Genomic DNA, 24,931 nt, shown 5'->3' on the forward strand with positions numbered 1-24,931 from the left:
AATTTCGCATATTGAAAGGCTGAGAATAATCAACACCCGGTGGCAATAAGGGAACTGCCGCAGGGTTTATCCGGGAGGACAAATTATGGCAGCAATTGATGGTGCGCGTGAACGCGCCCCTAAAATGACCAAGGAGGAGCGCAAAGTTATTTTTGCCTCGTCGCTTGGTACAGTCTTCGAATGGTATGATTTCTATCTCTACGGCTCACTGGCCATTTATATCGGTGCCGCCTTCTTCAGTGAATATCCTGAAACAACCCGTAATATTTTCGCGCTGCTGGCTTTTGCGGCGGGCTTTCTTGTACGCCCGTTCGGTGCGTTGTTCTTTGGCCGTATCGGCGATCTGGTAGGCCGTAAATATACGTTCCTTGTTACCATTGTGGTGATGGGGCTTTCCACCTTCCTCGTCGGTTTGCTGCCGGGGTCAGCATCTATCGGCATTATCGCGCCGATTATTCTGATCGGATTGCGTATGCTGCAGGGTCTCGCACTCGGCGGTGAATATGGCGGTGCGGCAACCTATGTGGCCGAACATGCACCAAACGGACGCCGCGGTTTCTATACTTCATGGATTCAAACCACCGCGACTTTCGGTCTCTTCCTGTCTCTGGTAGTGATTTTGCTGATCCAGAACTCCATGACAGCTGAAGAATTCGCAGCATGGGGCTGGCGTATTCCGTTTCTGATTTCAGTTGTTCTGCTCGGTATTTCCGTCTGGATCCGTATGCAGATGAGTGAATCCCCTGCTTTCAAGAAAATGAAAGAAGAAGGCAAACAGTCCAAGGCTCCGCTGAAAGAAGCCTTCGGTCAGTGGAAAAACGCCAAGATCGCTCTGATTGCCCTGTTCGGCCTCACCGCCGGTCAGGCTGTGGTCTGGTATTCCGGTCAGTTCTATACGCTGTTCTTCCTGCAAAACGTGCTGAAGGTTGAAAGCATCTCGGCCAATATCATGATTGCCGTGGCGCTGCTGATCGCAACCCCGTTCTTCCTGTTCTGGGGCTGGTTGTCGGATAAAGTCGGCCGTAAGCCGATCATCATGGCAGGTCTTGCACTGGCAATTTTCACCTATTTCCCGCTGTTTAAAGCTCTCACCGCAGCTGCCAATCCGGCACTTGCCCGTGCGGAGGCAACAATCAGCGCAACCATCACGGCAGCACCGGGCGATTGTACTTTCCAGTTCAATCCGGTTGGTACAGCCAAATTCACAACATCCTGTGACGTGGCAACCGCCTTCCTGTCCCGCTCTTCCGTTCCTTATACGGTTGAAACCGGCACAGCAGGCACAGCTGCTACCGTGAAAATCGGTGAAAGCACCATCACATCCTACGATGCGACCGGTGCGGATGCCGCAACACGCGCACCGGCTTTTGTTCACGATGTGAATCTGGCTCTGCAGAAAGCCGGCTTCCCTCTGGTTCGTAATGCAGCAAAAGTACCGGATGCCAGGCTGGATGCATTTATTGCTGCCAATCCGGAACTGTCGCTGAATGCAGATACGATCCGCGCCGGCGAATCCGTCAGCATGACAGCCGATCAGATGGTTGCTGCCAAACTGGTTCCGGCGGCTGATGCCGCAACACTTGGCGAACAGAAAGTTTATAGCATTCCTGATGCAGGAACCTTCAAAATGGTTGCCGATCCGGATGAAGTAAACTGGCCGCTGACCATTCTGATTCTCACCATTCTGGTGATCTATGTGACAATGGTTTATGGTCCGATTGCCGCTATTCTGGTGGAAATGTTCCCGACCCGCATCCGTTATACCGGTATGTCACTGCCTTACCATATTGGTAACGGCTGGTTCGGTGGACTGCTTCCGGCAACCGTGTTTGCGATGAGCGCTGCCAAAGGTGATATTTATTACGGCCTCTGGTATCCGATCATTATCGCTCTGATGACTCTGATTATCGGTCTGATCTTTGTGCGTGAAACCAAAGACCGTGACCTCGATCACGTAGAGTAAAAACTCTGCCGCAAAACAAAACCGCCGGAGCATTGCTGCTCCGGCGGTTTTTTATTCGAAACGATCAGCAGCCATTATCTGGCTATCAGAATCTTTAAGCAGACAATGCTTTGAACTTCGCGAGAATTGCGTCGCCCATTTCAACAGTGCCAACTTTTTTCGAGCCTTCAGCCCAGATATCAGCTGTACGGATACCGTCATCCAGAACCGCAGCAATCGCAGCTTCCAGACGATCAGCTTCTTCAATCAGGTTGAAGGAGTAGCGCAGGCACATTGCGAAAGAAGCAATCATTGCAATCGGGTTGGCAATACCTTTGCCAGCAATATCCGGTGCCGAACCATGTACCGGCTCATACAACGCTTTGCGTTTGCCTGTTGTTGCATCCGGCGCACCGAGCGAAGCGGATGGCAGCATACCGAGCGAGCCGGTAAGCATAGCAGCAACGTCAGACAGCATATCGCCGAACAGGTTATCCGTTACAATCACGTCGAACTGCTTCGGCCAGCGCACCAGCTGCATACCACCGGCATCCGCCAGCATATGTTCCAGCTGTACATCAGCATATTTGGCTTTATGAGTTGCGGTTACAACTTCGTTCCACAACACGCCGGACTTCATCACGTTGCGTTTTTCCATCGAAGTGACTTTGTTGCCGCGTGTGCGCGCCAGTTCAAAAGCCACACCGGCAATACGCTCGATTTCGTAGGTTTCATAAACCTGTGTATCGATACCGCGCTTCTGACCATTGCCCAGATCAATGATTTCTTTCGGCTCACCGAAATAGACACCACCGGTCAGTTCGCGGACGATCAGAATATCGAGACCTTCAACAACTTCAGGGCGCAGCGATGAGGCATCAGCCAGCGCAGGATAGCAGATTGCAGGACGCAGGTTTGCGAACAGCGCCAGATCTTTACGCAGACGCAGCAGACCGGCTTCCGGACGTACTTCATAAGGCACGCTGTCCCATTTCGGGCCGCCGACAGCACCAAACAAGACAGCATCAGCAGCCAGCGCTTTTTCCATATCGCCTTCTGAAATCGCCTGACCATGGGCATCATAGGCAGAACCGCCGACGAGGCCTTCATCTGTCTCAAAGCCAAGGCCTTTTTCTTCATTCAGATAGGTAATGATTTTGCGGACTTCCGCCATTGACTCAGGGCCGATACCGTCGCCCGGCAGAAGAAACAGTTTTCTGGTCGCCATTATGCCATGCCTTTGTTCAGATCATCTGCCGGTCATCCGTACAAATGAACTTCTTTAAACTCAGAGCACTCTTCCTCTGCAACTTGTTTCAAAGGCAAAGCGCTCACGCGAAAAATTCACGCTATTCATAGCCCAAAAGCTCAAAGGGGGGAAAGTGTCAAACGCAAGATTTGACTCATATTTTTGCAAATTTCGCAATAATCCTAAACCGGATACATTGCCTGCATAAAAGCGGCTCTTCGAATATAATCTATTCTAAACTACGGGCTTCCGATGCCAGCAGGATAGGCACCCCCTCCCGCACCGGATAGGCCAGTTTTGCTTTTTTAGAAATCAGCTCACCATGCTCACGGTCATAGTCCAGCACGCCTTTGGTCAAAGGGCAGACCAGTAATTCCAGCATTTTCGGATCGATTTTCTTTTCAAAGCCTTCAGAACTCATATCCGGCCACCCTTTATCGCAGCATATTACTGCAGACCTGAACCATAATCATCCCCGTTACGTACCAGAGCAATCTCGGTGATCGCAACCAGCGTTTCCGCACGGGTTTTCAGATCAGGAGCTTCCAGCAATGCCTGTTTTTCCGCTTCACCAAAAGGCGACATCATTGACAATGCATTGACCAGTGTTTCATTGCCTGCCTTGGCAATGCTTTCCCAATCCGCCTCAAGACCATTGGCTTCAAGATAATCGCGGAAAGCCTGTAACAGCGCTTCACGATCAACCTCTTTTTCGCCCTGCTCTTCTTCAAGATCCTGCAGATAAGGCGTGATCCGCGCCATACGGAACGGATGCGGTACCGGTAGTTCTTCTGCCAGCCGGAAGCGGCAAATGCCCTGCAATGTAATCAGCACACGGCCATCACCGGTTTCTGTATAAGAGGTAATCCGTCCTAGACAGCCGACTGCGCTCAGCTCCGGCCGGTCCGTACCTTTAGCAGCACCTTCTTTATCTTGCACCGCAACACCATTGATGATTTGCGGCTGGATAATCCCGATCACACGGTCACCGGCCAAAGCCTCATCAACCATCACAAGATAACGCGGTTCAAAAATATTCAGAGGCATTTGCCCGCGGGGTAAAAGCAGACCGGCTACCAGCGGAAATACCGGAATCACTTCCGGTAAGTCTGACGCTTTTCGGTAATGGACATTGCCCGCCTGCATAAATTCACCTCACATCTCAATACCAACCAATACCGGATTACTGCTCCGGTATTGTATCATCATTTATCAATTTTGCCCGTTGCTCAGGAGAACAGCAGCGACGACAATTTACGACGACCGTTTAACGTTGCCGGATCTTTAAAGCCCCATGCTTCAAAGAATTGCAGCAATTGCTTGCGCGCACCATCATCATTCCATGTACGATCCGCTTTCATAATCGCCAGAAGACCGTCTGCGGCTTCCTCACGCTTATCCAGTGCATTGGCAATCATCGCCAGATCAAAACGGGCCTGATGGTCATCCGGATTCGCAGCCAGTCGCGCCTGCAATTCAGCAGGATTGCCGAGATGTGCAACCTGATCCGCCAATGCGAGACGCGCTTCAACTGCACGGATAGCCGGATCTTCTTTCTGCTTTTCCGGTACACGAGCCAGCACTTCACGGGCTTTTTCCAAATCACCAAGATCAAACAGGCATCCCGCCAGACCGGCAAGGGCCGGCATATTATCCGGCACATTTTGTAAAACCGCAGCATAAATCTGTGCAGCCTGATCCGGCTCGCCATGCGCATGCATTTCCTGTGCAGCCGCCAAAGCTTCTTCAATTGCTGCCTGCGGGCCACTTACCGAACCGGCGCTTTTGGCAACCTTATCAATAAATTCTTTGATCTTACTTTCCGGCAAAGCACCCATGAAACCATCAACAGGCTGTCCGTTGACGAAAGCAATCACGGCCGGAATAGACTGAATACCCAATTGTCCGGCAATCACCGGATGATCGTCAATATTCATCTTCACAAGTTTAACAGTGCCCTGCGCTGCATTCACAGCGCTTTCAATCATCGGTGTCAACTGACGGCATGGGCCGCACCATGGCGCCCAGAAATCCACCAGCACCGGCTGATTGCGGGACTCACTGATAACATCCGCTGCAAAGCCTGCAGTCGTTGTATCTTTAATCAAACCGGCAGCGGAATCAGAACTGCCAAAACCCGCCAGCGATGACAGCGCACCGGCACTGTCTTCAGTCTCTGCCGGGGCTGCAGTTTCAGCGGACGTATTATAGGTCACGCTGGTATTACCCTGACCGGAGGCTTGGCCATAAGTTGCCCCGTAAGGGTTACCGCCATAAGGATTATTAGCGCTGTTCATTGTCGTCCCTTAATCCGTTCTTCCCGTAGCCATATTACATCATAAATTCAGCTGACTGCGAGCCATGCTGTAATTATGGCAGAATATAATATCTCTGCCATGTTAATTCGGCATTTTTAGCGGCGCTTTCAAGCCCCGCTTTAAGCCGGAGCTGTTTCTGCAGTGCTGACAGACACTATACGCGCTTCATGTCCGGTAGCTTCCAGAAACTTCAGCAGGTCATCACGGTGAATCGAGGTCGTCGCCTCATTGGTCAGCGGATGCGCATTGATAATCTCATGACGCATCAATGCTTCGTCCAGAATGATGCTGACCTGATGACCCGTATCATTAATCGCACCGAATGCAGATACGGCACCTGGTATAAGCCCCAGATATTCCATCAGCTTTTCCGGTTTACCGAAAGAGACCTTACTGGCGGCACCGATCAGCGTATGAATGGTTTTCAGATCAACAACCGCATCTTCTTCAACAGTCACAAGAAAGAAATTGTCTTTCTTGTCTTTCAGAAAAAGATTCTTGGTATGTCCGCCGGCAATTTCCCCGCGTAATTTCTGAGAATCAGCAACTGTAAACAGGGGCGGATGTGTAACGGTTTGCACCTTGATCCCCAGCGTATCGAGATAATCATGCAAATCAGCAGCGGTTTTCGGCATTTTTTGTCTTCTCCTCCAAAGCAGTCTGCATATCTCTTACAAGACAAGCATAAAAAGCTGCAAGAAAACGACAAAGATATGCGTTTGAAACAAAAATGCCGTCACTTTCGCTGCAACGGCCACAGATTAATGACCGCACCATGCTTCGACTCATTTATTTGCGCTCAAAATATCCCGCTCGCAGGGTTCAAGATCGAATCATTACAAGTATTTATGCCTTTAAAACGGTGTTTCCCGATATATCAGGCCATCAAGCTGTGTGAAAAATGCCTGTATTCAGGGCTTATGGAATTATACACAAAACTGATTGATGTTTTTGCAAATTCCCTGTTGCAAATCACCTGAGGTTTTGCCATATAGCGCAGGCCTAACCAACAAACTGGCGCGAGCGGGTGTAGCTCAGGGGTAGAGCACAACCTTGCCAAGGTTGGGGTCGAGGGTTCGAATCCCTTCGCCCGCTCCAGTTTGGTTAAGCTTTCAAAAGCCACGCAACAGCGTGGCTTTTTGCTTTTCAGGTCCAATTTCTCTATATTATTACTATGACAAAGCCACTTCTCCGTTCGTCTTAAATCCTTTAAAAAAATTACAGATTTTGCATTTTTCCTGTTGCAAATCACTCCGGCTTTTGCCATATAGCGCAGGCCTAACCAACAAACTGGCGCGAGCGGGTGTAGCTCAGGGGTAGAGCACAACCTTGCCAAGGTTGGGGTCGAGGGTTCGAATCCCTTCGCCCGCTCCAGTTTGGTTAAGCCTTCAAAAGCCGCGCAACAGCGCGGCTTTTTGCTTTTCAGATTTCCGGTTTGATTCCATAGACTTATTCTTAAAAAATATGGCGCCGCGCTCACGCGCGACGCCTTGCCTGCAGAGAATCGTTTTCTTGCATGAAGTTAAGAGGAGAAAACCTGTCTCTCCGCACGGGCAACACGGCGACGTGCAATGATAAACGCCGCAATAAACACCAAAGTCATCAGCAAAACGATTGTTGGTGCAGGTGCACTGTCAATAAAGAACGAGACGTAAACGCCAAGCCCTGACGAAGCGACAGCCACAATCACCGCAACAATCAGCATGGAGCTGAAATTACGCGTCAGCAGGAAGGCAATTGCCCCCGGTGCAATCAGAATTGCAATTGCCAGAATGATACCCACCGCTTTCAAAGCACCGACAATGGTCAGCGAGAGGATAGCCAGCAGGCCATAATGCAGCAATCTGACCGGCAACCCCACAGCACGCGCCTGCGCGGGATCAAAAGCGTGTAGCAGCAGATCCCGCCATTTCAGCACCAGAAGAGCAGTTACAATCACAGCAATGATTGCTGTTTCAATCATATCCTGCTTGCCGATACCAAGAATGTCACCGAACAGAATGTGATCCAGATGCACATCAGACTGCACCTTCACATACATCACCAGTCCGAGACCAAACATACCGGAGAAGACAACGCCCATAATGGTATCTTGTTTAATCCGGCTGTTTTCTTTCAGAAAACCGGTTGCCAGTGCACAGAACATCCCTGCCACGAAAGCGCCGATCGCCAGCGGAATATTAATGATATAGGCCAGTACCACACCCGGCAACACCGCATGGGAAACAGCATCTCCCATCAGCGACCAACCCTTAAGCACCAGAAAACACGATAATAATGCGGCCGGTATCGCGATCAGCATGGCAATGACCATAGCATTGACCATGAATTCAAAGCGAAACGGCATCATCAGAGTTTCAAACAGGCTCATGACTGCACCTCTGCTTTGAGAGTTTCAGCTGCCCGACGTCTTGCGGCCAGCATGCCGTGCTTCGGCGCGAAGAAAAATGCTGCCAGAAAGATCAGCGTCTGCATCACAACAATAATCCCGCCGGTCGCGCCATCAAGAAAATAGCTGATATAAGCGCCGGTAAAACTGGTGAGCGTTCCGATGATGACAGCAATCGTCAGCAAACGCGGAAAGCGATCTGTCAGTAAATAGGCTGTTGCACCGGGTGTCACCACCATAGAAATCACCAGAAATGCACCGACCGTCTGCATTGCCGCAACGGTACAGGCCGACAGCAGTGTGAAGAAAATCACCTTCAGCACGGTCGGGTTCAGGCCGATCGAACGGGCATGACTTTCATCAAAGAAAGTCACCATCAGGTCTTTCCAGATGAACAGCAGCACGACCAGCGATACAAAGCCGATTATCGCCAGTTGCAGTGTATCCGCCGGTGTAATCGCCAGAATATTGCCCAGTACAATCGTCTGAATGCTGACTGCGGTTGGTTTCAGCGACACCATAAACAGGCCAAGACCAAAGAAGGATGTGAAAATCAGACCGATAATCGCATCTTCTTTCAGCTTGGTACGCTCATTGAGAAACAGCATCGCTGCAGCAGCTAAGCCGCCGGAAAAAAAGGCACCGATCGCAAAAGGCAGGCCGAGCATATAAGCGCCCGCCACCCCCGGCACGATGGAGTGAGACAGAGCATCGCCGATCAGTGACCAGCCTTTGAGCATCAGATAGCCGGACAGGAATGCGCACACGCCGCCGACCAGTGCCGAAACCCACATGGCATTGATCATATATTGATAGGAGAACGGCTCAAGCAGCAGTTCCATTACTCTGCTCCCTTACCGTGATTGTCCTGATAGAGCACCAGCGGCCGCTCATCATCGGTCAGAATATTCACCGGATGCGCTTTGCCTTTATCGGCATCATTGAGCACGAAATGGCGCAGAACACCGCCAAAGGTTTTCTCAAGATTAGCCTGCGTAAAGATGGTTTCCGTGTCGCCATAGGCCAGAACCGTGCGGTTCAGCAGCACTGTGCGGTCACAGAATTCCGGCACACTGCCCAGATTATGGGTCGAGACAAACATCACCCGCCCCTCATCGCGCAGATCACGCAGCAGCTTGATGATTGCTTCTTCGGTTTTAACGTCCACACCGGTAAAAGGCTCATCAAGCAAAATGACCCGACTATCCTGTGCCAAAGCACGCGCCAGAAAAACACGTTTTTTCTGGCCACCTGATAATTCGCCGATTTGGCGCTTGCGATACTCCGTCATATTCACGCGCACCAGCGCATCGGTAACCGCCTGATGATCGGCCTGCTTGGCACGACGCATCATACCCATATGGCCATAACGTCCCATCATCACCACATCTTCAACGAGAACCGGAAAGTTCCAGTCCACATCTTCCGACTGCGGAACATAAGCGACGAGATTGCTCTTAAGTGCTTGTTTGACCGGAAGGCCGAGAATGCGGATATCGCCTTTTGCCAGCCGCACAAAGCCCATCAGCGCTTTGAACAAGGTGGATTTACCGGAACCGTTCACGCCCACAAGTGCGGTGATTGTACCGGTCGGAATTTCAAAACTGGCATCACGCAGGGCCGTATGGCCATTGCGATAGGTCACTGTCGCGCCACTCACCATAAGCCCTGCTCCCGCATCAGATGATGCGGGAGACCGGACTGTCGTTGGGCGGACATTAAGCGGGGCATTCATTATTTCGCATCTCCGGATTTAAGACCCTTCGCAATCGTGTCAGTCGTCACACGAAGCAGGTCGAGATAGGTCGGCACGGCACCGTCCGGCTCTGAAAGCGAATCCACATACAGAACACCGCCATAATTCGCACCGGTTTCAGATGCCACCTGTTTGGCCGGAGCCGGAGAGATAGTGCTTTCAGAGAAAACCACAGTGATATTGTTCTTGCGAACGGCATCAATTACTTTGCGAACCTGCTGCGGTGTACCCTGCTGGTCAGCATTGATCGGCCAGAGATAAAGTTCTTTCAGGTTGAGGTCGCGTGCCAGATAGCTGAAGGCACCTTCACTGGTCACCAGCCAGCGCTTGTCTTCCGGAATATCTTTCAGCTCATCCTTGATCGGATCAATCAGTGCCTTGAGTTTGGCCTTATAGGTTTCAGCATTGGCTTTATAGATTTCCGCATTTTCCGGATCATGTTTCACGAAAGCATCGCGGATATTATCGACATAAATCATACCGGCCGAAGGCGACATCCAGGCATGCGGATTAGGCTTACCGCTATACGGACCTTCGGTAATGCCCATCGGCTCAACACCTTCAGACACAACAACGCTTGGTACATCTTTCAGATGCTGAAAGAATTTTTCAAACCAGCGTTCAAGATTAAGACCGTTCCAGAAAATCAGCTGCGCACCTTGCGCCTTCATAATATCACCCGGGGTCGGCTGATAATCGTGAATTTCCGCATCCGGTTTGGTGATGGATTCAACAATCGCAGCATCGCCTGCAACATTGCGGGCAATATCAGCAATAACCGTAAAGGTTGTCACTGCCTTGAATTTTTCCTTAGCCGCAGCAGGCACCACGACAAGCGCTGCGGAAAAAGCCGTACCAATAATACCGGCCAGCAGCACGCGCCTCATTTTGCTGAACATTCTCAACTCCTCAATCCATACCAGATTTTTTAATTGCAAATAGAAAATCCTAGTTGCAAATGATTGTCAATTGCACTCTTCGTAATGAGTCTGTAATAATTTTGCAAGTGAAAATCATTCGCAACTGAAGAGTGGCCATGTCATGCTAAAAGTGCCTGAAAAATTACGTGCGCAATTGCGGTCACAACGCCTGATGCAAATGCAGGATACGCCTCTTATCCGGCCAATTTTGCAGAAAGCCGGCCTGCGCCCGACCAAACAACGTCTGATACTCGGACAATTTCTGCTCAGCGGACATCATCAGCATATTTCGGCCGATGATCTGCATTTGCTCGTGATGCATAGCGGTTTCAGCATGTCGCTGGCGACTGTCTATAATACGCTCAACCAGTTTGCTGAGGCTGGCCTGATCCGCAAAATATCCGTCAGCGGCCAGCGCACATTCTTTGATACCAATGCCCGTAATCATCAGCATTTTTATTTTGAGGATGAAGATCGGATGATTGATATCGGCGGAGCACAGTTGGCACTCACACCGCCACCTCAGGCACCGGCCGATTATGCGATTACCAAAATCGATATTCTGGTCAGCCTTAAGAAAACCTAGACAGCATCCGATGTTACAATTGTGTCACCGGCCTGATGTCTGCCTGTCACCAACGCAGTGTAGTGAACGCGCAGTGGCGGTCTGTGTCCCCCGTTAGAAATACACATCCGCATCTTCTCTTCAAACTCTGTGAAGGAGCAGATCCATGCGGATTGTTCAGATTACCGATACTCATCTCAGCCCGTCCAAAGCCCATTTCACTAAAAACTGGCAACCTCTCGCCGAATGGCTGGAAGAGGTTCAGCCAGATCTCGTCATCCATACCGGCGATCTGGCTGTCGATGGTGCGGATTTCGACGATGATCTGACCTTCTGTGCTGACCTGCTCGGCGAGCTGAATATGCCGGTGCTTTGTGTGCCCGGCAATCATGATGTCGGTCATCTGCCCTCCTCCCTCCAGCCGGTTAATGATGAACGTCTGGAGCGCTGGCGCGATCTCGTCGGCCCTGACCGCTGGGTGCATGACCAGTCCGGCTGGCGTCTCATCGGTCTCAACAGTTTGCTGATCGGCAGCGGCCATGCGGAGGAAGAAGAGCAATTTCAATGGTTAGAAGACGCGTTGAACGGTGCCGATGGCAATCCTGTTGCAATCTTTGCGCATAAGCCGCTTTTCGTGGATAGTCCTGATGAAGGTGACAGTGGCTACTGGGGTGCCTCCCCGAAAGACCGTAAACGCCTTCTCGATCTGTTCAATGCGCATAATGTCCGCCTTTATGCCAGTGGTCACCTGCACCGCGCATGGGCTGGCCATCATCAGGGCATTTCCCTGATCTGGGGGCCTTCCTCCGGCTTTATCGTCGGCCCGATGGAACGCGATCTGCCGGGTGAGCGTATTGTCGGTGCTGTGATCCATACGCTGAGTGATACAGTCCACAGCGAGATCACCGAACTGACGCAGTTGCGCCCCTATCTGCTCGATGATGTGGTGCATGAAGTGTACCCGTCGAGCCACACTGCCGCCATTACCAGTGCCGATGCAACGGAGCAGGCATAATGGCGCATTTCGCACTGAAAAATATCTCCAAATCTTTCGGCGATCAGCATATTCTTAAAGATGTGACGATTGAAGCCGAAGACGGTGAATTCATTGCACTGGTCGGGCCTTCCGGTTGCGGAAAAAGCACAATTCTGCGCATTGCCGCCGGTTTGGAACATGCCGATGATGGCAATATCTGGTTGGACGAACGCAATATTACCGCTGCGCATCCTTCAGACCGTAATATCGCAATGGTGTTCCAGTCCTATGCGCTCTACCCGCATCTGACAGTACGTGAAAATATTGCCGTGCCGCTCGCCATGCGCGATCTAAGCACAATGGAACGCCTGCCACTGATCGGCAACTGGATACCGGGTCAGGCGGCTAAACGCGCCGCCATTCAGCAGCAGGTACAGGCAACTGCACAGAGCCTGAAAATCGACCATCTGCTCGACCGCAAGCCTGCGCAAATGTCCGGCGGCCAGCGTCAACGCGTGGCACTGGCACGCGCCATGGTGCGCCAGCCACAGGTCTTCCTGATGGATGAGCCACTCTCCAATCTCGATGCCAATTTGCGCGTACACACCCGTGCCGAGATTGTTGAACTGCATCGCCGCGCCGGTGTGCCAAGTCTTTATGTGACCCATGACCAGTCCGAAGCTCTCAGCATGGCCGATCGCGTTGCTGTGATGATCGGCGGCCATCTCCTGCAAATTGATACACCGGCGGAGATTTACAATAATCCGCGCCATATTGAAGTCGCCCGCTTCATCGGCAGCCCGAAAATCAATGTGCTCAATGCCCGTGCCAGCGATCAGGGCATTATTCATTTTGCCGGCAAAGCAATTTTAAGCGAAGTTGACATTCACGCCGGTTCTGCACTCAGCGTAGCTATCCGCCCTGAGGATCTGCAAATCCGCCGCACCAATGACAAACCCGCAGAAAGAACCATCTCAGCCACTGTGGTACGCATCGAATTTCTCGGCTCTGAAGCGCTGGTCTATCTCAATGCTCCGGGTGCTCAGGAATTACTGACCGCACGCAGTACCCCTGCCTCAGTCGCAGAACTGCAGCCCGATATGCCGGTACACCTGACTTTTGAGCCACACAAAGCCTTGCTGTTTGATACGGAAGGCCAGCGCCTGCGCAAACTTACCCATACGGTTACCGGTCGCGTCAAGGCAGACAGCCATGTCTGACATTGCACAAACCTTCTCCCCTGTAATGACAGCGCGTGAGGCAGCCAATGCGGCGCGCAAACGCGAAGAGCGGCTGGCATGGAAACTGATGGCGCCTGCCGTCTCGCTGGTGTTGCTGTTTATTCTGTTACCGACACTGGCTGTGCTCTATCTCAGTTTCACCAATTTTGAGCTCGGCTATACGGATTACGAATTTATCGGTCTGGAAAATTACATTGAGCTATTCAAAGACCGAACATTCCGCACTTCCCTGCAAAATACCGCTATTTATACACTGATCGTCACGCCGGTTTCCGTTTTTCTCGGATTAGGTGCAGCTTTGCTGATCGAGAGTGAAACACGCGGCAAAGCCTTTTTCCGCACGGTTTACTTTCTGCCTGTTGCCTCGCTGCTCGTGGCTATGGCCACGGTCTGGCAATATCTCCTGCACCCGACAATGGGGCCGGTTAATGCCATGCTCGGCCTGTTAGGGATCGACGGACCGAACTGGCTTGGCAGTTCCTCCACCGTGCTGCCAAGCCTTGCCATGATCGGCATCTGGCAATCGGTCGGTTTCAATATGGTGCTGTTTCTCGCTGGCCTGACCGCCATTCCCCGAGAGCTGTATTCTGCCGCCGAAATGGATGGCGCCAAAAGTGCATGGGAGCGTTTCCGCTTAGTCACTTGGCCGCTGCTCGGCCCCACCACACTTTTTGTCCTTACCATCAGCGTCATCAACTCCGTCAAAGTTTTTGAATCGGTGAAAACCCTCACACAAGGCGGGCCGAACAAAGCCTCGGAAGTGCTGCTGCATACGATCTATCAGGAAGGTTTCGTGTTCCTGCGTGTCGGTTATGCCTCGGCCATGACCGTGATTTTCCTCATGGTGCTGATCGTAATGATGTTGTTGCAATATCGCGTGCTTGACCGCCGCGTGCATTATTAAGAGGCGGAAATCATGTCAGTCTTACGTTTTACCCGCCTCGGGATTTTGTCTCTCGGTGCTCTGCTGTTTCTTGCGCCCTATATCTGGATGCTCTCCACCGCAGCCAAGTCACAATCGGATATTTTCTCTTCCTCTCTCAGCCTCATTCCACAGAACTGGGCATTGATCGAAAATATCACCAAGGCCTTTTCCCGTGTACCGATGGGACAGTTATTGCTGAATGGTGTGCTGGTCTGCGCACTCATTCTGGTGGTTCAGGTTATCATCGCTATCCCTTGCGCCTATGCTATGGCCAAGCTGCGCTTCCGCGCGGCACAGGTGATGATGAGCGCGGTAATGCTCGGTCTGCTGGTGCCGATCCATGCCACAGCCCTGCCTTTCTATTTAGGCTTTGAGCGTACCGGCCTGCTGAACACCTATTTCGCCATCAGCGCGCCATTCTTCATCTCGGTGTTCGGCATCTTCCTGTTTCTGCAGTTCTTCCGTTCGATGCCGGATGATCTGATTAATGCCGCCCGCCTCGACGGCATGTCGGAAACCGGCATTGTCGCCCGCGTTATTGTGCCGAATGCATGGCCTGCCATCACCGCATTCTCGATCTTTTCCGTGGTTGCCCACTGGAATGATCTGTTCTGGCCGCTGATCGTTGTCACCAATATGGACATGGCCACACCGCCTCTGGGGCTGCTCTATTTCCGCGCTGCCGAAGCCGGTGATGACTATGGCGCACTGATGGCTGCCACACTGATTATCACCCTTCCCCTTGTTCTTGCCTTTCTTGCCGCGCAGCGCCGCTTCATTGAGGGCATCACCATGACCGGCCTCAAAGGCTGATCAGCCTCACGTCTGTAACGCTCTTCCTCCCCAACATTTACGGAGCCTGTAATGACATTCTTCTCCCGTACTCTGACTGCAACCGCCCTGCTAACCGGCTTGTGCAGCACAGCTCTGGCTGAAACCACGCTCAATGTGCATTATCCTATGCCGGGCTTTTTTCAGGACGTGATGGCCAATATTTCCAAGAAATTCACGGAAGAAAATCCGGACATCAAAATCCATTTCGTCAATCCTTCCGCGACCTATGAAGACGGCATTCAGCTGATTATGCGCCAGAACGGTACGGCTGAACTGCCGGATATCACTTTTACCGGTCTGAACCGGCTGCGCATTTTGAGCGAACGCAGTATCGGCCTTGATCTGAAGCAACTGGTCGAGAAAGAAATTAATTTTGAAGCGCAGGGCTTCACGCAGACTATTCTGAACCTTGCCAAAGTCGGTGACCGTCAGGTTGGTCTGGCTTTCGCCACCTCCAATCCGATCATGTATTACAATGCAGATCTGTTTAAAAAAGTTGGCGAGAACCCGGATACGCCTCCGGCAACTTGGGATGATGTTATCCGCATCGGCGGCAAGATCAAAGCACTCGGCAACGGCGTTCAGGGCATTGATTTCCGCTGGCAGGGTGATGACTGGATGTTCTCAGCCCTGTTGTTCGGTGCCGGCGGCCGGATGCTTTCAGAAAATGAAAAACAGGTCGCATTCAGCGGCGCTGAAGGCGAAGCCGCGTTTAAACTGCTCGACCGCATGGTCAAAGAAGGCGGTCTGCCGGTCTTCACCAAAGAAGCCGGTGAACAGGCTTTTGCGGCCGGAAATGTCGGCTTTGCTTTCCAGACAACCGGTGGTCTGCGCAATACCATCAAAAATGTCGGCGACAAATTCGACATGCGCACAGCCAAGATTCCACTGCTCAATCCGGAAAAAGGCCGCCTGCCAACCGGCGGTAATGCGGTTGTTATCCTGACCTCAGACGACGCGAAAATTGAAGCCGCATGGAAATTTGCCAAATTTGCAGCCGGCCCTTACGGCGCATCGGTCGTCGTGCCGGGCACCGGCTATGTTCCGAATAATGAGCTGGCCGCCAAGTCCGACGACTATCTCGGCAAATTCTATGACGAAAACCCGCTGTTCAAAGCCGGCCTGAGCCAAATGAACATCATGATCCCTTGGTATGCTTTCCCGGGCTCGAACGGCGTGAAAGTCACCCAGACCATCGTTGATAATCTGTCCCGCGTTGTTGAACAGAAGGCCACACCGGAAGAAGCCCTTGCCGATGCGGCCGATGAAGTGAAAAAGCTGCTACCACGCCGCTAATCACATCAGAATAAAGATCAGACCGGCGGTTTTAAGCCGCCGGTTTTCTCTTTTGTAAAGTTGCAAGTGCCACACCAAAAGTGGTCAGCACCATACCGGCAATCTGCACCAGCGTCAGCGTTTCCCCAAACAGCAGATAGGCCATAATCGCAGCGGTTCCCGGCACCAGATAGAAAAACGACGCGACTTTTGATACTTCGCCCTGCCCGATCAGGATAAGCAGCAGCAAGATCGCACCGATTGACAGAACCAGCACCAGCCAGAGCATTGCAAACAGCAATTCCGGCGACCAGATCACTGTCTGCGTTTCAAAGCCGAGCGATAACAGACCGGTCAGAATACCCGCTGCAATATATTGCACGGTCGTACCGGTTTTCAGATCAATTTTCACCGCAAATCGTTTTTGCCAGACTGTACCGATACTGATCGCCATAACGGCAGCGAGCGCCGCACTCAAAGTCGCCGGATTAATCCCGCCGGAACTGAGCGAAAATTTCGGCGCAACCACCAGCGCCACACCGCAAAAGCCGATCAGCAGCCCCAGCCATTGGCGCGGCAAGACTGTCTCACGCAAGAAGAGTGCGGCAATCAGCGTGGTAATCAGCGGCTGCAAGCCGGAAACCAGCGCTGTCATCCCCGCAGGCAAACCATGGCGCACCGCCCAGAACACGCCAGAGAGATAAATCCCGTGAATCAGACAGCCAACTATTGCCGCATTCACAAACCCGCGCCTGTCTGGCCAGCGGGCACCGGTTGCCAGCGCCCAGACCGCCAGAATAATCGCAGCGATAAAAAACCGTGCGGTCATAAACCAGAAAGGCTCGGCATAGGGCATAGCAAGCCCTGCACCAATAAAACCGGTTGCCCAGAGAAAGACGAATAAAGCAGGGAAATATTTAACTGGCATGATCTGTTCCACGAACTATACAACCGGCTTATCCCTGCCGCCCTGCCTCGCCAAGCGTTAAACGCTTGCCATTCACATTTGGCTTTGCCATGAAGCATGAATGACACACTCCGATGAAAACAAAACCATCTGCATTTATGTCGATGCTGATGCCTGTCCGGTTAAAAACGAGATTTACAAAGTTGCTGAACGCCACAGCATCAGAACCTTTGTTGTCGCCAACAGCTATATCGCCATTCCCCGTGATGAACCGCTGATTGAACGTGTAATCGTCCCTGCCGGTCTGGATGTGGCTGATGACTGGATTGCCGAGCGGTCGCGTGCCGGTGCGATTGTTATCACGGCAGATATTCCGCTGGCACATCGTGCAGTCACCGCCGGTGCTGTTGCGCTTGCACCGGACGGCCGCTTGTTCAGTGCCGCCAATATCGGCAATATTCTTGCCACCCGCAATCTGATGGATGAACTGCGTTCCGCCAATCCGGTATCTGCCGGTCAGTTCGGCGGATCAAAGCCGTTTTCGCCCCGTGATCGCTCCGCTTTTCTCTCAGCGCTTGATCTCGCAATTGTACGACTGAAGCGCGACGGTTTCACAGCATAAGCGGATCAGCTGGAACGCATTGTTGCCGTTGCCACACCGGCACCGATCAGCAATGTGCCGCCGGTACGGTTGAAAGCACGCAAAATCCGCGGGCTTTTAAACAGCGTGCGCGCACGATGCGCTGCAAAAGCGTAGAGAAACGCATTGCTGAAAGACAACACCAGAAATGTGCCTTCAAAAATCAGCATCTGCGTCCAGAAATCGCCATGCCGGTCGAGAAACTGCGGCAGGAAAGCCACGAAAAACGTAATGCTTTTCGGGTTGAGGGATGTCACCAGCCATGCATGCGCCAGCATTTTCACAGGTGATACATCGGCATCCCGCGCTTCTGCCTGCATAGTGGCACCGGAGCGGAATAATTTGATACCAAGCCAGATCAGATAGGCAGCACCAAGCCATTTCACGATTGTAAATATTGTAGCAGAGGCAGCAAGCAATGCACCGATGCCAAGCATCGACAATGTCATGGCCGTAAAGTCACCAAGCGCCACACCGGCGGCCATAGGCATGGCGGTGCGCCAGCCCTGCCCCAAAGCATAGGATACAACCAGTAAAATTGTTGGTCCCGGTATCACCAGCAAAACAATTGATGCAGCCGTGAAGGCAAGCCAGACATCCAGCCCCATTGGAAAAACTCCCCGAAAAAAGTGATCTGAACAGAATTATGCCGCTCTGTAAAATCACTTTTCCGGCGGACTTAATCCTGTTTAACGGCGCAGGCTCTTAGCTGTATTCACCAGATTAACAGCATCCTGCCCCGCCCAGTGTGCTGGTCCGTTCATTGCCGCAATCTGACAACCGGTTTCATCAATCAGCAAAGTTACAGGCAAACCAAAAGCCAAACCTCTGCGTTTCAGATCATTAAAAACAGTCAGACTGGCATCACGATAAAAGCCGAGCTTTTCAACGCCGATTTCATTGAGAAAATTCTTAGGCTTAGAGACATCACCGGTGTCGATATTCAGTGCCACCACTTCAAAATCGTCACTGCCCTGCTCAGCCTGCAATTTATCCAGCGCAGGCATTTCCTCACGGCACGGTGCACACCAGCTTGCCCAGAGATTAACCAGCAGGGTTTTGCCCTTCATATCGCCGATGGTGGTTTTTGATCCGTCAGGGGCATCAAACTGCAAATGTGTCAGCAAAGCAGGCTTATCCGATGGCTGCATTCCGGCAACGTCACCGGTTGCAGCAGCTGACAATTTAGCTAACTGTTCCTGATTTAAAGCACATTTTGCATCATCTCCGGTACTTACTGCGGCATTACCGGCCGTATTCTGTGTCGGAACAACATTGCCAGAAGGCGGTTCCATCACGTATACCGCTATGGCACCGGCCAGAAGTCCGGCGATACCGGCAAACAAAATCATCTTCGGACTGACTGCGCTTTTCGGTTTCGTCTCTTTATTATCTTCGGCCATAATATCGTTCTTTTTACTCAAAGTTCCGGCTCAGGTATGCGCGCATGACGACAGAAAAATCCAGCAACCAAATGTGGGGTGGCCGTTTCGCCTCAGGTCCCTCTGCCATTATGGAAGAGATTAATGCTTCGATCGGTTATGACCGCAAACTCTATGCACAGGACATTGCCGGATCGCTGGCGCATGCTGCCATGCTTGCCAAGACCGGCATCATCTCTGCAGATGATTACAAACAGATCTCCGATGGTCTCAATACCATATTAGCCGAGATCGAAAATGGCAAATTTACCTTCTCGCGCAAGCTTGAAGATATTCATATGAATGTGGAAGCCCGTCTGGCTGATCTGATCGGCGCTCCGGCCGGTCGTCTGCATACGGCACGCTCGCGTAATGATCAGGTCGCTCTGGATTTCCGTCTCTGGGTCAAAAATGAGCTGGAAAAGACTGCTGCCTCGCTGAAAATCCTGATCGAAGCCTTCCTGATCCGCGCGGAAGAGCACGCGGCAACAGTTATGCCGGGCTTTACGCATTTGCAAACAGCACAGCCGGTAACCTTCGGTCATCATTGCATGGCCTATGTGGAAATGTTCGGCCGTGATCTCTCCCGCGTGCGCGATGCGATTGAGCGTATGAATGAAAGCCCTCTCGGTGCGGCAGCGCTGGCCGGCACCGGTTTCCCGATCGACCGTCACATGACCGCTGAAGCGCTTGGCTTCCGTGAGCCAACCCGTAATTCTATCGACAGCGTTTCCGACCGCGACTATGCGCTGGAATTCCTGTCGATTGCTTCGATCTGTGCTACGCATCTGTCGCGTCTGGCCGAAGAAATCGTGATCTGGTCAACCTCGCAGTTCAATTTCATCCGTCTGTCCGATGCTTTCTCCACCGGCTCCTCCATCATGCCGCAGAAGAAGAATCCGGACGCCGCTGAACTGGTACGCGCCAAAACCGGCCGTATCACCGGCTCGCTGGTTGGCCTGCTGATGGTGATGAAAGGCCTGCCGCTGGCCTATTCCAAAGATATGCAGGAAGACAAAGAAGCTGTTTTTGATGCAGCCGAATCCATTGAGCTGGCGCTGGCTGCCATGAGCGGCATGGTTTCCGATCTGACTGTAATTGAAGCCTCGATGAAAAAGGCTGCCGGTTCCGGTTATTCCACTGCAACTGATCTTGCTGACTGGCTGGTACGTGAGCTCGGCCTGCCATTCCGTGAAGCGCATCACGTGACCGGCCGTGCCGTTGCACTGGCAGAATCGAAAAAGGTTGACCTGTCCAAACTGACACTGGAAGACATGCAGTCGATCCATCCGCAGATTACTGAAGCCGTATTCGGTTTCCTCACTGTGGATAAATCTGTGAAAAGCCGTCAGTCTTTCGGCGGTACCGCACCACAGGAAGTGCGTCGTCAGATCAAATACTGGAAAAAACGCCTGATTAAGGCCTGATCCGTCCCTTTACTCAACAGGCCGGAAGCGGTTTACATTTCCGGCCTGCATCCCTTCAAAGATTTGTGTTTGTATCCGAACAGTTTGCGTTGTCCTGCAATTCAGCTAAAACTGTCAGCGAAATTACCCACGGCTTTGCGGCCAAACACCAGTTTCAGGATATTTTTTGATGAATAGCCGCGTATTCATGACCTCTGTGATTATGCTTGTTGCCGTTGGCAGCATTGTATCCGGCTGCGGCCGTCGTGGCGCGCTGGAAGCCCCGCCAAATGCCACAGTGCATGATGACTGGCGCAAACCGGATAAAAAAGCTGTCGAAGAAAAACCATTTATTCTGGATAAGCTGATTTAAAGCGGGTCGCATTTCAACGTATCCGCTGCGTCCGCTTCAAAATTTTTGAGCGGCGGCATGTTCGCTGAGGTTAAATTCAGTCAATTTAACTGCACTAGAGCATAATTCCTTAAACTTGGATCAGTTTAAGGTGAAATTATGCTCTAATTTTAAAGTGTTAGAGCGACCTTTGTGTGCCAAGTCTGGCACACGGCGCTCTAAGACACAGAACCGGATGTTGAATGCCTGAATCTGACACCAGATCTTTTGAAAACGCAGACCGCAGGCTTTACCGTCTGCGGATCAAAGCGGCATTGGTCTTGTGCTTTGAACGTTTATGGCCGTTCATATTACCGGTTCTGCTTTTAACGGCATTATTAGCCAGCCTATCTTGGCTCGGTCTGTTTCAGGTCATGCCGCGCTGGCTTCATTTCACGCTATCTGCCGTTTTTATACTGGCTTATGCCTATGCGTTGCTCCGTTTCCGGCATTGTCAATTACCGGACGATCAGACAGTCAACAGCCGGATTGAGCGTGAAAACGGCCTGCAACATAGTCCGTTGCAACTGAGCGACGACCAGCTTGCCGGACAGAGTAACGATCCGCTGGCGCAGGCACTCTGGCAGGAACACCGCAAGCGTATGGCCGCGCTGACGGACAGGCTGCACGGATTTCTGCCCCATCCCGATATTCCGCAACGGGACCCCTATGCCCTGCGCACATTTATCATTCTGCTGTTTGCCTCAACAGCTGCTTATTCTTTCAGCCCGTCTTCCGGTAAAATCAGTGATCTGTGGAACCCGCCTGAAGGCTTTGCAGGGCCGGAAGGCCGCATCGATGCATGGATTACACCACCCGCCTATACGGGCAAAGCACCGGTCTTTCTGAGTGCCAATACAGATGTAAAGCCGCTGGATGTGCCTCAGGGCAGTATTCTAAGCGTCCAGATCAGCGGCAGTACACGCAATCAGCTGACCATGACAGGTCAGGACGGCACAACCTATTCTGTTGAGGCCAAACCGGCTTCCGGAACGGTGAAAACTCAAGACAGCACCAATTTCGAACTGCCTCTGAATAAAACTGTCGCGGCCAGTCTGCAGGCCGGTTCACGCCGCCAGTCATGGCAGTTTAACATCACGCCGGATACACCGCCTGTCGTCGACTTTACCCGTAATCCGACTTATGCGCTGAACGGCACACTGGAACTGCATTATAAAGCCAATGATGATTATGGCGTGACTAAATTACAGCCCGTAATCAAACTGCTGGAAAAATCGGAAGAAGGCGCGCAATCGCTGACAGATGCGCCGGAACTGCCGCTGACTATACCAAAGCGCGGCAAAAACAACACGGACGAGACCACAGCTCTTCAGGATCTGACTATGCATCCGTGGGCTGGCAAATATGTTTCCCTACAATTGCAGGCGATTGATGATGCAGGCCAGACAGGCACAAGCAAAGAAATCCGTTTTGTGCTGCCCCAGCGCCCGTTTACCAATCCGCTGGCGCGTGCCGTTGCTGAGCAGCGTCAAACACTGGCGCTCGACAGCAATCAGAAAACACCTGTTGTGCAAATGCTTGATGCGCTGACCATGCATCCGCAAACCACAATCGCCAATGTCAGCCATTATCTGGGGCTTCGCTCTGTGCGGGAACGCCTGAAACTGGCGCGCAATGATGAGGATCTGCGCGAGATTGTCAGCTATATGTGGAATGTCGCACGCGGCATTGAAGATGGTCAGCTTTCCGATGCGGAAAAAGCCCTGCGTGCAGCGCAGGAGGCGTTAAGTCAGGCATTGCAGAATAATGCCAGTCCTGAGGAAATTGCCCGCCTGACGAAAGAACTGCGCGAAGCCATGAATCGTTATCTCAACGAAATGGCACGCCGTCAGCAAAATAATCCGAACCAGAATGCGCAAAATAATCAGAATGTCCGCGTGCTCAGCCAGCGTGATATTGACCGGATGATGCAACAGATTGAAGACCTCGCCCGCTCAGGCAATCATGCGGAGGCACAGCAGATGCTGTCGCAACTGCAGGAAATGCTCAACAATCTCCAACCTGGTCAGAGCGCTCAGCAAGGTCAGGGCCAGGGCCAAGGTCAGGGTCAAGGCAGCGGCGCACAACAACAGCTGAACAAACTCGGCGATCTGATGCGCCGTCAGCAGGAGTTGATGAATGAAACTTTCAAACTGGATCAGCAATTGCAGGAACAGTCTGGTGATTTCAACTATGACGGCGAAGGAGAACAGCGTACGCAAAACGGCCAGTCCCGTCAGGAAACCGAACAAGCCCTGAAGGATTTACAGCAGCAGCAGCGTGACTTGCAAAATGAGCTGAATGCGCTGACAGACCAGCTGAAACAACAGGGGCTGGAATCCTCGAAAGAAATGGATCAGGCGTTAAATTCCATGGGGCGTGCAGGCCGCTCTTTGGGCAATAGCGAAAGCGGACAGGCCACGGATCAGCAAGCCGAGGCGCTTGATGCCTTGCGACGCGGTGCCCGCTCCATGATGCAGCAATTGCAACAGGCGCAGGGTAAAGGTCAGGGGCAGCAAAGCGGTACAGGTCAGCAGGATCCGTTAGGGCGTCAAACCGGTCAGGGCAGTTCGGAAGGCACAGGCAAGAACCAGATTGATATTCAGAAAGCCCGCCGCATTCTCGATGAAATCCGCAAAAAACTCGGCGATGCGCTCAGCCCGCAGCAGGAAAAAGACTATCTGGAGCGTCTGCTGAAACGCGATCAATAAAGCATTTCCAGAAAAAGTGCGAAGCGGTTTTGCGTTGGATAATGCGCAAACAAAAGGATAGAGCGGTTCAAAAATTCAGACTTAACTGGAACCGCTCTATTTCATGAAAAAGCCGCTCATAATCATGAGCGGCTTTTTAAATTCAGCGAATGGCCGGAAGCTTATTCCTGCTCATCCATAACGCGGCCGACATAAGGCAGCTGGCGGAAAGAATGCGCCACATCCATGCCATAGCCGACAACAAAATAATCCGGACATTCAAAGGCTGTGAAATCCGCATAAAGATCAAGCTTACGGTGACCCGGCTTGTCCAGCAAAACAGCAATGCTCACACTGCGTGCGCCGCGTGATATCATCAGTTCACGCACAAAATTCAGCGTTTTGCCGGATTCAAGAATATCATCAATCAACAGAATATCGCGGCCTTCAACATCGCTGTCGATATCGCGCACCAGACGGATTTCACCGCCCTTTGTACCTGCACCATAGCTGGAAACAGTGATGAATTCCACGTCCGGCTCAACACCGGCATCATGCATAGCGCGGATCAGATCCGCTGCGAAAATAAATGAGCCTTTGAGGATAGAAACTGCCAGCGGCCGTTCCAGCTTACGCTCGGCAATTTTTTGTGCCAGTTCACGATTGCGCTCTGCAATCTGCTCCGCACTGAACAGAACTTCAAGATTTCTGCCACCTACATAAGGCATAAACACGTCTCCGGTCTTAATCCGCGCTGGGATTTTATATTACGCAGTTTCTACGGATCGAAACGGAAAAAGCAAACAATCCGGTGAATTGTTTTCTCCGCCGAAGCGGTAGCCGCTTTTCCTAAAACTGCTCGAACCGAAATATCTCCGGCAAGAAAAAAGTAGCTGTTACAGTACTACGCCTTTTGCTGAAAGGGCAGTTTTACATTATTTACGCCTGTTCCGCATCAAATCTGCGTTTTAACCGGTTACACACAGCAGGTCTGTGCACAAAGAGCCATAAAATTTCTATTCTTTTTTCAACCTCAAAATGCCAAACTTGCATGCAGATTAACGCGAGATTAACCACAAGGGTCAA

Annotated in this window: 24 protein-coding genes and 2 tRNA genes; 13 read left to right on the plus strand and 13 right to left on the minus strand. The window is 51.8% G+C overall.

Annotation, left to right across the window (positions count from 1 at the left end; genetic code table 11):
- Window positions 1–85 precede the first annotated feature (85 nt).
- Window positions 86–1,963: an MFS transporter gene (locus HBA93_RS07605; protein WP_221722890.1), complete on the plus strand. Its 1,878-nt coding sequence runs from the start codon at window positions 86–88 to the stop codon at window positions 1,961–1,963.
- 94 nt (window positions 1,964–2,057) lie between these two features.
- Here HBA93_RS07605 and leuB read toward each other — a convergent pair whose 3' ends face one another.
- The 5 genes from leuB to HBA93_RS07630 all read right to left on the minus strand — a co-directional run bounded on the left by leuB (window position 2,058) and on the right by HBA93_RS07630 (window position 6,144).
- Entirely contained in the window at window positions 2,058–3,170 is a 1,113-nt protein-coding gene (gene leuB / locus HBA93_RS07610; RefSeq protein WP_221722891.1) for a 3-isopropylmalate dehydrogenase, read from the minus strand.
- Between the two features lie 250 nt (window positions 3,171–3,420).
- On the minus strand, window positions 3,421–3,612 hold the full coding sequence (locus HBA93_RS07615; RefSeq protein WP_122005965.1) for a Trm112 family protein: 192 nt from the start codon (window positions 3,610–3,612) through the stop codon (window positions 3,421–3,423).
- 26 nt (window positions 3,613–3,638) lie between these two features.
- A complete protein-coding gene (locus tag HBA93_RS07620; protein ID WP_221722892.1) occupies window positions 3,639–4,337 on the minus strand; it encodes an LON peptidase substrate-binding domain-containing protein in 699 nt (232 codons plus the stop codon).
- Between the two features lie 83 nt (window positions 4,338–4,420).
- Window positions 4,421–5,488: a thioredoxin gene (gene trxA, locus HBA93_RS07625; RefSeq protein ID WP_221722893.1), complete on the minus strand. Its 1,068-nt coding sequence runs from the start codon at window positions 5,486–5,488 to the stop codon at window positions 4,421–4,423.
- Window positions 5,489–5,628: 140 nt separating this feature from the next.
- Entirely contained in the window at window positions 5,629–6,144 is a 516-nt protein-coding gene (locus tag HBA93_RS07630) for a prolyl-tRNA synthetase associated domain-containing protein (protein ID WP_221722894.1), read from the minus strand.
- Window positions 6,145–6,532: 388 nt separating this feature from the next.
- Here HBA93_RS07630 and HBA93_RS07635 point away from each other — a divergent pair.
- Both HBA93_RS07635 and HBA93_RS07640 read left to right on the plus strand, forming a co-directional pair.
- A tRNA-Gly gene (locus HBA93_RS07635) sits at window positions 6,533–6,607 on the plus strand.
- Window positions 6,608–6,808: 201 nt separating this feature from the next.
- Window positions 6,809–6,883: transfer RNA gene (locus HBA93_RS07640), tRNA-Gly, on the plus strand.
- A 148-nt stretch (window positions 6,884–7,031) separates the two neighbouring features.
- Here the strand turns inward: HBA93_RS07640 and HBA93_RS07645 are convergent.
- Genes HBA93_RS07645 through HBA93_RS07660 form a run of 4 tightly spaced genes read right to left on the minus strand, consistent with a single transcriptional unit; the run spans window position 7,032 to window position 10,553 of the window.
- Window positions 7,032–7,880, minus strand: a complete 849-nt coding sequence (locus HBA93_RS07645) for a metal ABC transporter permease (RefSeq protein WP_121992234.1) — start codon at window positions 7,878–7,880, stop codon at window positions 7,032–7,034.
- Window positions 7,877–8,740, minus strand: coding sequence for a metal ABC transporter permease (locus HBA93_RS07650; RefSeq protein WP_113943884.1), 864 nt, complete (start codon window positions 8,738–8,740; stop codon window positions 7,877–7,879). The genes HBA93_RS07645 and HBA93_RS07650 overlap by 4 nt, the downstream gene beginning before the upstream one ends.
- Complete coding sequence (locus HBA93_RS07655) at window positions 8,740–9,633, minus strand: manganese/iron ABC transporter ATP-binding protein (protein WP_221722895.1); 894 nt, start codon at window positions 9,631–9,633, stop codon at window positions 8,740–8,742. The genes HBA93_RS07650 and HBA93_RS07655 overlap by 1 nt, the downstream gene beginning before the upstream one ends.
- A complete protein-coding gene (locus HBA93_RS07660; RefSeq protein ID WP_121992231.1) occupies window positions 9,633–10,553 on the minus strand; it encodes a metal ABC transporter substrate-binding protein in 921 nt (306 codons plus the stop codon). Before HBA93_RS07660 ends, HBA93_RS07655 begins: the two co-directional genes overlap by 1 nt.
- A gap of 142 nt (window positions 10,554–10,695) precedes the next feature.
- On the opposite strand from HBA93_RS07660, the gene irrA reads away from it, so the two are divergent.
- The 6 genes from irrA to HBA93_RS07690 all read left to right on the plus strand — a co-directional run bounded on the left by irrA (window position 10,696) and on the right by HBA93_RS07690 (window position 16,411).
- The gene (gene irrA, locus HBA93_RS07665) at window positions 10,696–11,160 is read left to right on the plus strand and encodes an iron response transcriptional regulator IrrA (protein WP_221722896.1); all 465 of its coding nucleotides are present in this window, start codon (window positions 10,696–10,698) and stop codon (window positions 11,158–11,160) included.
- A 145-nt stretch (window positions 11,161–11,305) separates the two neighbouring features.
- Window positions 11,306–12,154, plus strand: a complete 849-nt coding sequence (locus HBA93_RS07670) for a metallophosphoesterase family protein (protein ID WP_221722897.1) — start codon at window positions 11,306–11,308, stop codon at window positions 12,152–12,154.
- A complete protein-coding gene (locus HBA93_RS07675; RefSeq protein WP_221722898.1) occupies window positions 12,154–13,335 on the plus strand; it encodes an ABC transporter ATP-binding protein in 1,182 nt (393 codons plus the stop codon). The genes HBA93_RS07670 and HBA93_RS07675 overlap by 1 nt, the downstream gene beginning before the upstream one ends.
- Window positions 13,328–14,260 carry a carbohydrate ABC transporter permease gene (locus HBA93_RS07680; RefSeq protein ID WP_221722899.1) on the plus strand — a complete coding sequence of 311 codons (933 nt, stop codon included), beginning with the start codon at window positions 13,328–13,330 and terminating at the stop codon, window positions 14,258–14,260. The genes HBA93_RS07675 and HBA93_RS07680 overlap by 8 nt, the downstream gene beginning before the upstream one ends.
- A gap of 12 nt (window positions 14,261–14,272) precedes the next feature.
- Entirely contained in the window at window positions 14,273–15,094 is an 822-nt protein-coding gene (locus HBA93_RS07685) for a carbohydrate ABC transporter permease (protein ID WP_122093056.1), read from the plus strand.
- Window positions 15,095–15,145: 51 nt separating this feature from the next.
- Window positions 15,146–16,411 (plus strand): extracellular solute-binding protein, encoded by a 1,266-nt coding sequence (locus HBA93_RS07690; protein WP_221722900.1) that lies wholly within the window; start codon window positions 15,146–15,148, stop codon window positions 16,409–16,411.
- 31 nt (window positions 16,412–16,442) lie between these two features.
- Here the strand turns inward: HBA93_RS07690 and HBA93_RS07695 are convergent, their stop codons facing one another.
- Window positions 16,443–17,318, minus strand: coding sequence for a DMT family transporter (locus tag HBA93_RS07695; RefSeq protein ID WP_221722901.1), 876 nt, complete (start codon window positions 17,316–17,318; stop codon window positions 16,443–16,445).
- Window positions 17,319–17,418: 100 nt separating this feature from the next.
- On the opposite strand from HBA93_RS07695, the gene HBA93_RS07700 reads away from it, so the two are divergent.
- Entirely contained in the window at window positions 17,419–17,919 is a 501-nt protein-coding gene (locus HBA93_RS07700) for a YaiI/YqxD family protein (RefSeq protein WP_221722902.1), read from the plus strand.
- A 5-nt stretch (window positions 17,920–17,924) separates the two neighbouring features.
- Here the strand turns inward: HBA93_RS07700 and HBA93_RS07705 are convergent, their stop codons facing one another.
- Both HBA93_RS07705 and tlpA read right to left on the minus strand, forming a co-directional pair.
- Window positions 17,925–18,545 (minus strand): LysE family translocator, encoded by a 621-nt coding sequence (locus HBA93_RS07705; protein ID WP_221722903.1) that lies wholly within the window; start codon window positions 18,543–18,545, stop codon window positions 17,925–17,927.
- An 81-nt stretch (window positions 18,546–18,626) separates the two neighbouring features.
- Window positions 18,627–19,340: a thiol:disulfide interchange protein TlpA gene (gene tlpA, locus HBA93_RS07710; protein WP_221723044.1), complete on the minus strand. Its 714-nt coding sequence runs from the start codon at window positions 19,338–19,340 to the stop codon at window positions 18,627–18,629.
- Window positions 19,341–19,384: 44 nt separating this feature from the next.
- On the opposite strand from tlpA, the gene argH reads away from it, so the two are divergent.
- The 3 genes from argH to HBA93_RS07725 all read left to right on the plus strand — a co-directional run bounded on the left by argH (window position 19,385) and on the right by HBA93_RS07725 (window position 23,866).
- Window positions 19,385–20,785 carry an argininosuccinate lyase gene (gene argH, locus HBA93_RS07715; protein WP_221722904.1) on the plus strand — a complete coding sequence of 467 codons (1,401 nt, stop codon included), beginning with the start codon at window positions 19,385–19,387 and terminating at the stop codon, window positions 20,783–20,785.
- A gap of 169 nt (window positions 20,786–20,954) precedes the next feature.
- Window positions 20,955–21,137: a lipoprotein gene (locus HBA93_RS07720; protein WP_022709648.1), complete on the plus strand. Its 183-nt coding sequence runs from the start codon at window positions 20,955–20,957 to the stop codon at window positions 21,135–21,137.
- 221 nt (window positions 21,138–21,358) lie between these two features.
- The gene (locus HBA93_RS07725) at window positions 21,359–23,866 is read left to right on the plus strand and encodes a TIGR02302 family protein (RefSeq protein WP_221722905.1); all 2,508 of its coding nucleotides are present in this window, start codon (window positions 21,359–21,361) and stop codon (window positions 23,864–23,866) included.
- 161 nt (window positions 23,867–24,027) lie between these two features.
- Here HBA93_RS07725 and hpt read toward each other — a convergent pair whose 3' ends face one another.
- On the minus strand, window positions 24,028–24,573 hold the full coding sequence (hpt, locus tag HBA93_RS07730) for a hypoxanthine phosphoribosyltransferase (protein WP_221722906.1): 546 nt from the start codon (window positions 24,571–24,573) through the stop codon (window positions 24,028–24,030).
- Window positions 24,574–24,931 lie beyond the last annotated feature (358 nt).

The sequence above is a fragment of the Ochrobactrum sp. SFR4 genome, from assembly GCF_019730395.1.
GTDB lineage: Bacteria > Pseudomonadota > Alphaproteobacteria > Rhizobiales > Rhizobiaceae > Pseudochrobactrum.

Bases quoted from the DNA above. Each gene is read 5' to 3' on its own strand.
- HBA93_RS07605 (WP_221722890.1), top strand. From the start codon at position 86: ATGGCAGCAATTGATGGTGCGCGTGAACGCGCCCCTAAAATGACCAAG.
- leuB (WP_221722891.1), bottom strand. From the start codon at position 3,170: ATGGCGACCAGAAAACTGTTTCTTCTGCCGGGCGACGGTATCGGCCCT.
- HBA93_RS07615 (WP_122005965.1), bottom strand. From the start codon at position 3,612: ATGAGTTCTGAAGGCTTTGAAAAGAAAATCGATCCGAAAATGCTGGAA.
- HBA93_RS07620 (WP_221722892.1), bottom strand. From the start codon at position 4,337: ATGCAGGCGGGCAATGTCCATTACCGAAAAGCGTCAGACTTACCGGAA.
- trxA (WP_221722893.1), bottom strand. From the start codon at position 5,488: ATGAACAGCGCTAATAATCCTTATGGCGGTAACCCTTACGGGGCAACT.
- HBA93_RS07630 (WP_221722894.1), bottom strand. From the start codon at position 6,144: ATGCCGAAAACCGCTGCTGATTTGCATGATTATCTCGATACGCTGGGG.
- HBA93_RS07645 (WP_121992234.1), bottom strand. From the start codon at position 7,880: ATGAGCCTGTTTGAAACTCTGATGATGCCGTTTCGCTTTGAATTCATG.
- HBA93_RS07650 (WP_113943884.1), bottom strand. From the start codon at position 8,740: ATGGAACTGCTGCTTGAGCCGTTCTCCTATCAATATATGATCAATGCC.
- HBA93_RS07655 (WP_221722895.1), bottom strand. From the start codon at position 9,633: ATGAATGCCCCGCTTAATGTCCGCCCAACGACAGTCCGGTCTCCCGCA.
- HBA93_RS07660 (WP_121992231.1), bottom strand. From the start codon at position 10,553: ATGTTCAGCAAAATGAGGCGCGTGCTGCTGGCCGGTATTATTGGTACG.
- irrA (WP_221722896.1), top strand. From the start codon at position 10,696: ATGCTAAAAGTGCCTGAAAAATTACGTGCGCAATTGCGGTCACAACGC.
- HBA93_RS07670 (WP_221722897.1), top strand. From the start codon at position 11,306: ATGCGGATTGTTCAGATTACCGATACTCATCTCAGCCCGTCCAAAGCC.
- HBA93_RS07675 (WP_221722898.1), top strand. From the start codon at position 12,154: ATGGCGCATTTCGCACTGAAAAATATCTCCAAATCTTTCGGCGATCAG.
- HBA93_RS07680 (WP_221722899.1), top strand. From the start codon at position 13,328: ATGTCTGACATTGCACAAACCTTCTCCCCTGTAATGACAGCGCGTGAG.
- HBA93_RS07685 (WP_122093056.1), top strand. From the start codon at position 14,273: ATGTCAGTCTTACGTTTTACCCGCCTCGGGATTTTGTCTCTCGGTGCT.
- HBA93_RS07690 (WP_221722900.1), top strand. From the start codon at position 15,146: ATGACATTCTTCTCCCGTACTCTGACTGCAACCGCCCTGCTAACCGGC.
- HBA93_RS07695 (WP_221722901.1), bottom strand. From the start codon at position 17,318: ATGCCAGTTAAATATTTCCCTGCTTTATTCGTCTTTCTCTGGGCAACC.
- HBA93_RS07700 (WP_221722902.1), top strand. From the start codon at position 17,419: ATGACACACTCCGATGAAAACAAAACCATCTGCATTTATGTCGATGCT.
- HBA93_RS07705 (WP_221722903.1), bottom strand. From the start codon at position 18,545: ATGGGGCTGGATGTCTGGCTTGCCTTCACGGCTGCATCAATTGTTTTG.
- tlpA (WP_221723044.1), bottom strand. From the start codon at position 19,340: ATGGCCGAAGATAATAAAGAGACGAAACCGAAAAGCGCAGTCAGTCCG.
- argH (WP_221722904.1), top strand. From the start codon at position 19,385: ATGACGACAGAAAAATCCAGCAACCAAATGTGGGGTGGCCGTTTCGCC.
- HBA93_RS07720 (WP_022709648.1), top strand. From the start codon at position 20,955: ATGAATAGCCGCGTATTCATGACCTCTGTGATTATGCTTGTTGCCGTT.
- HBA93_RS07725 (WP_221722905.1), top strand. From the start codon at position 21,359: ATGCCTGAATCTGACACCAGATCTTTTGAAAACGCAGACCGCAGGCTT.
- hpt (WP_221722906.1), bottom strand. From the start codon at position 24,573: ATGCCTTATGTAGGTGGCAGAAATCTTGAAGTTCTGTTCAGTGCGGAG.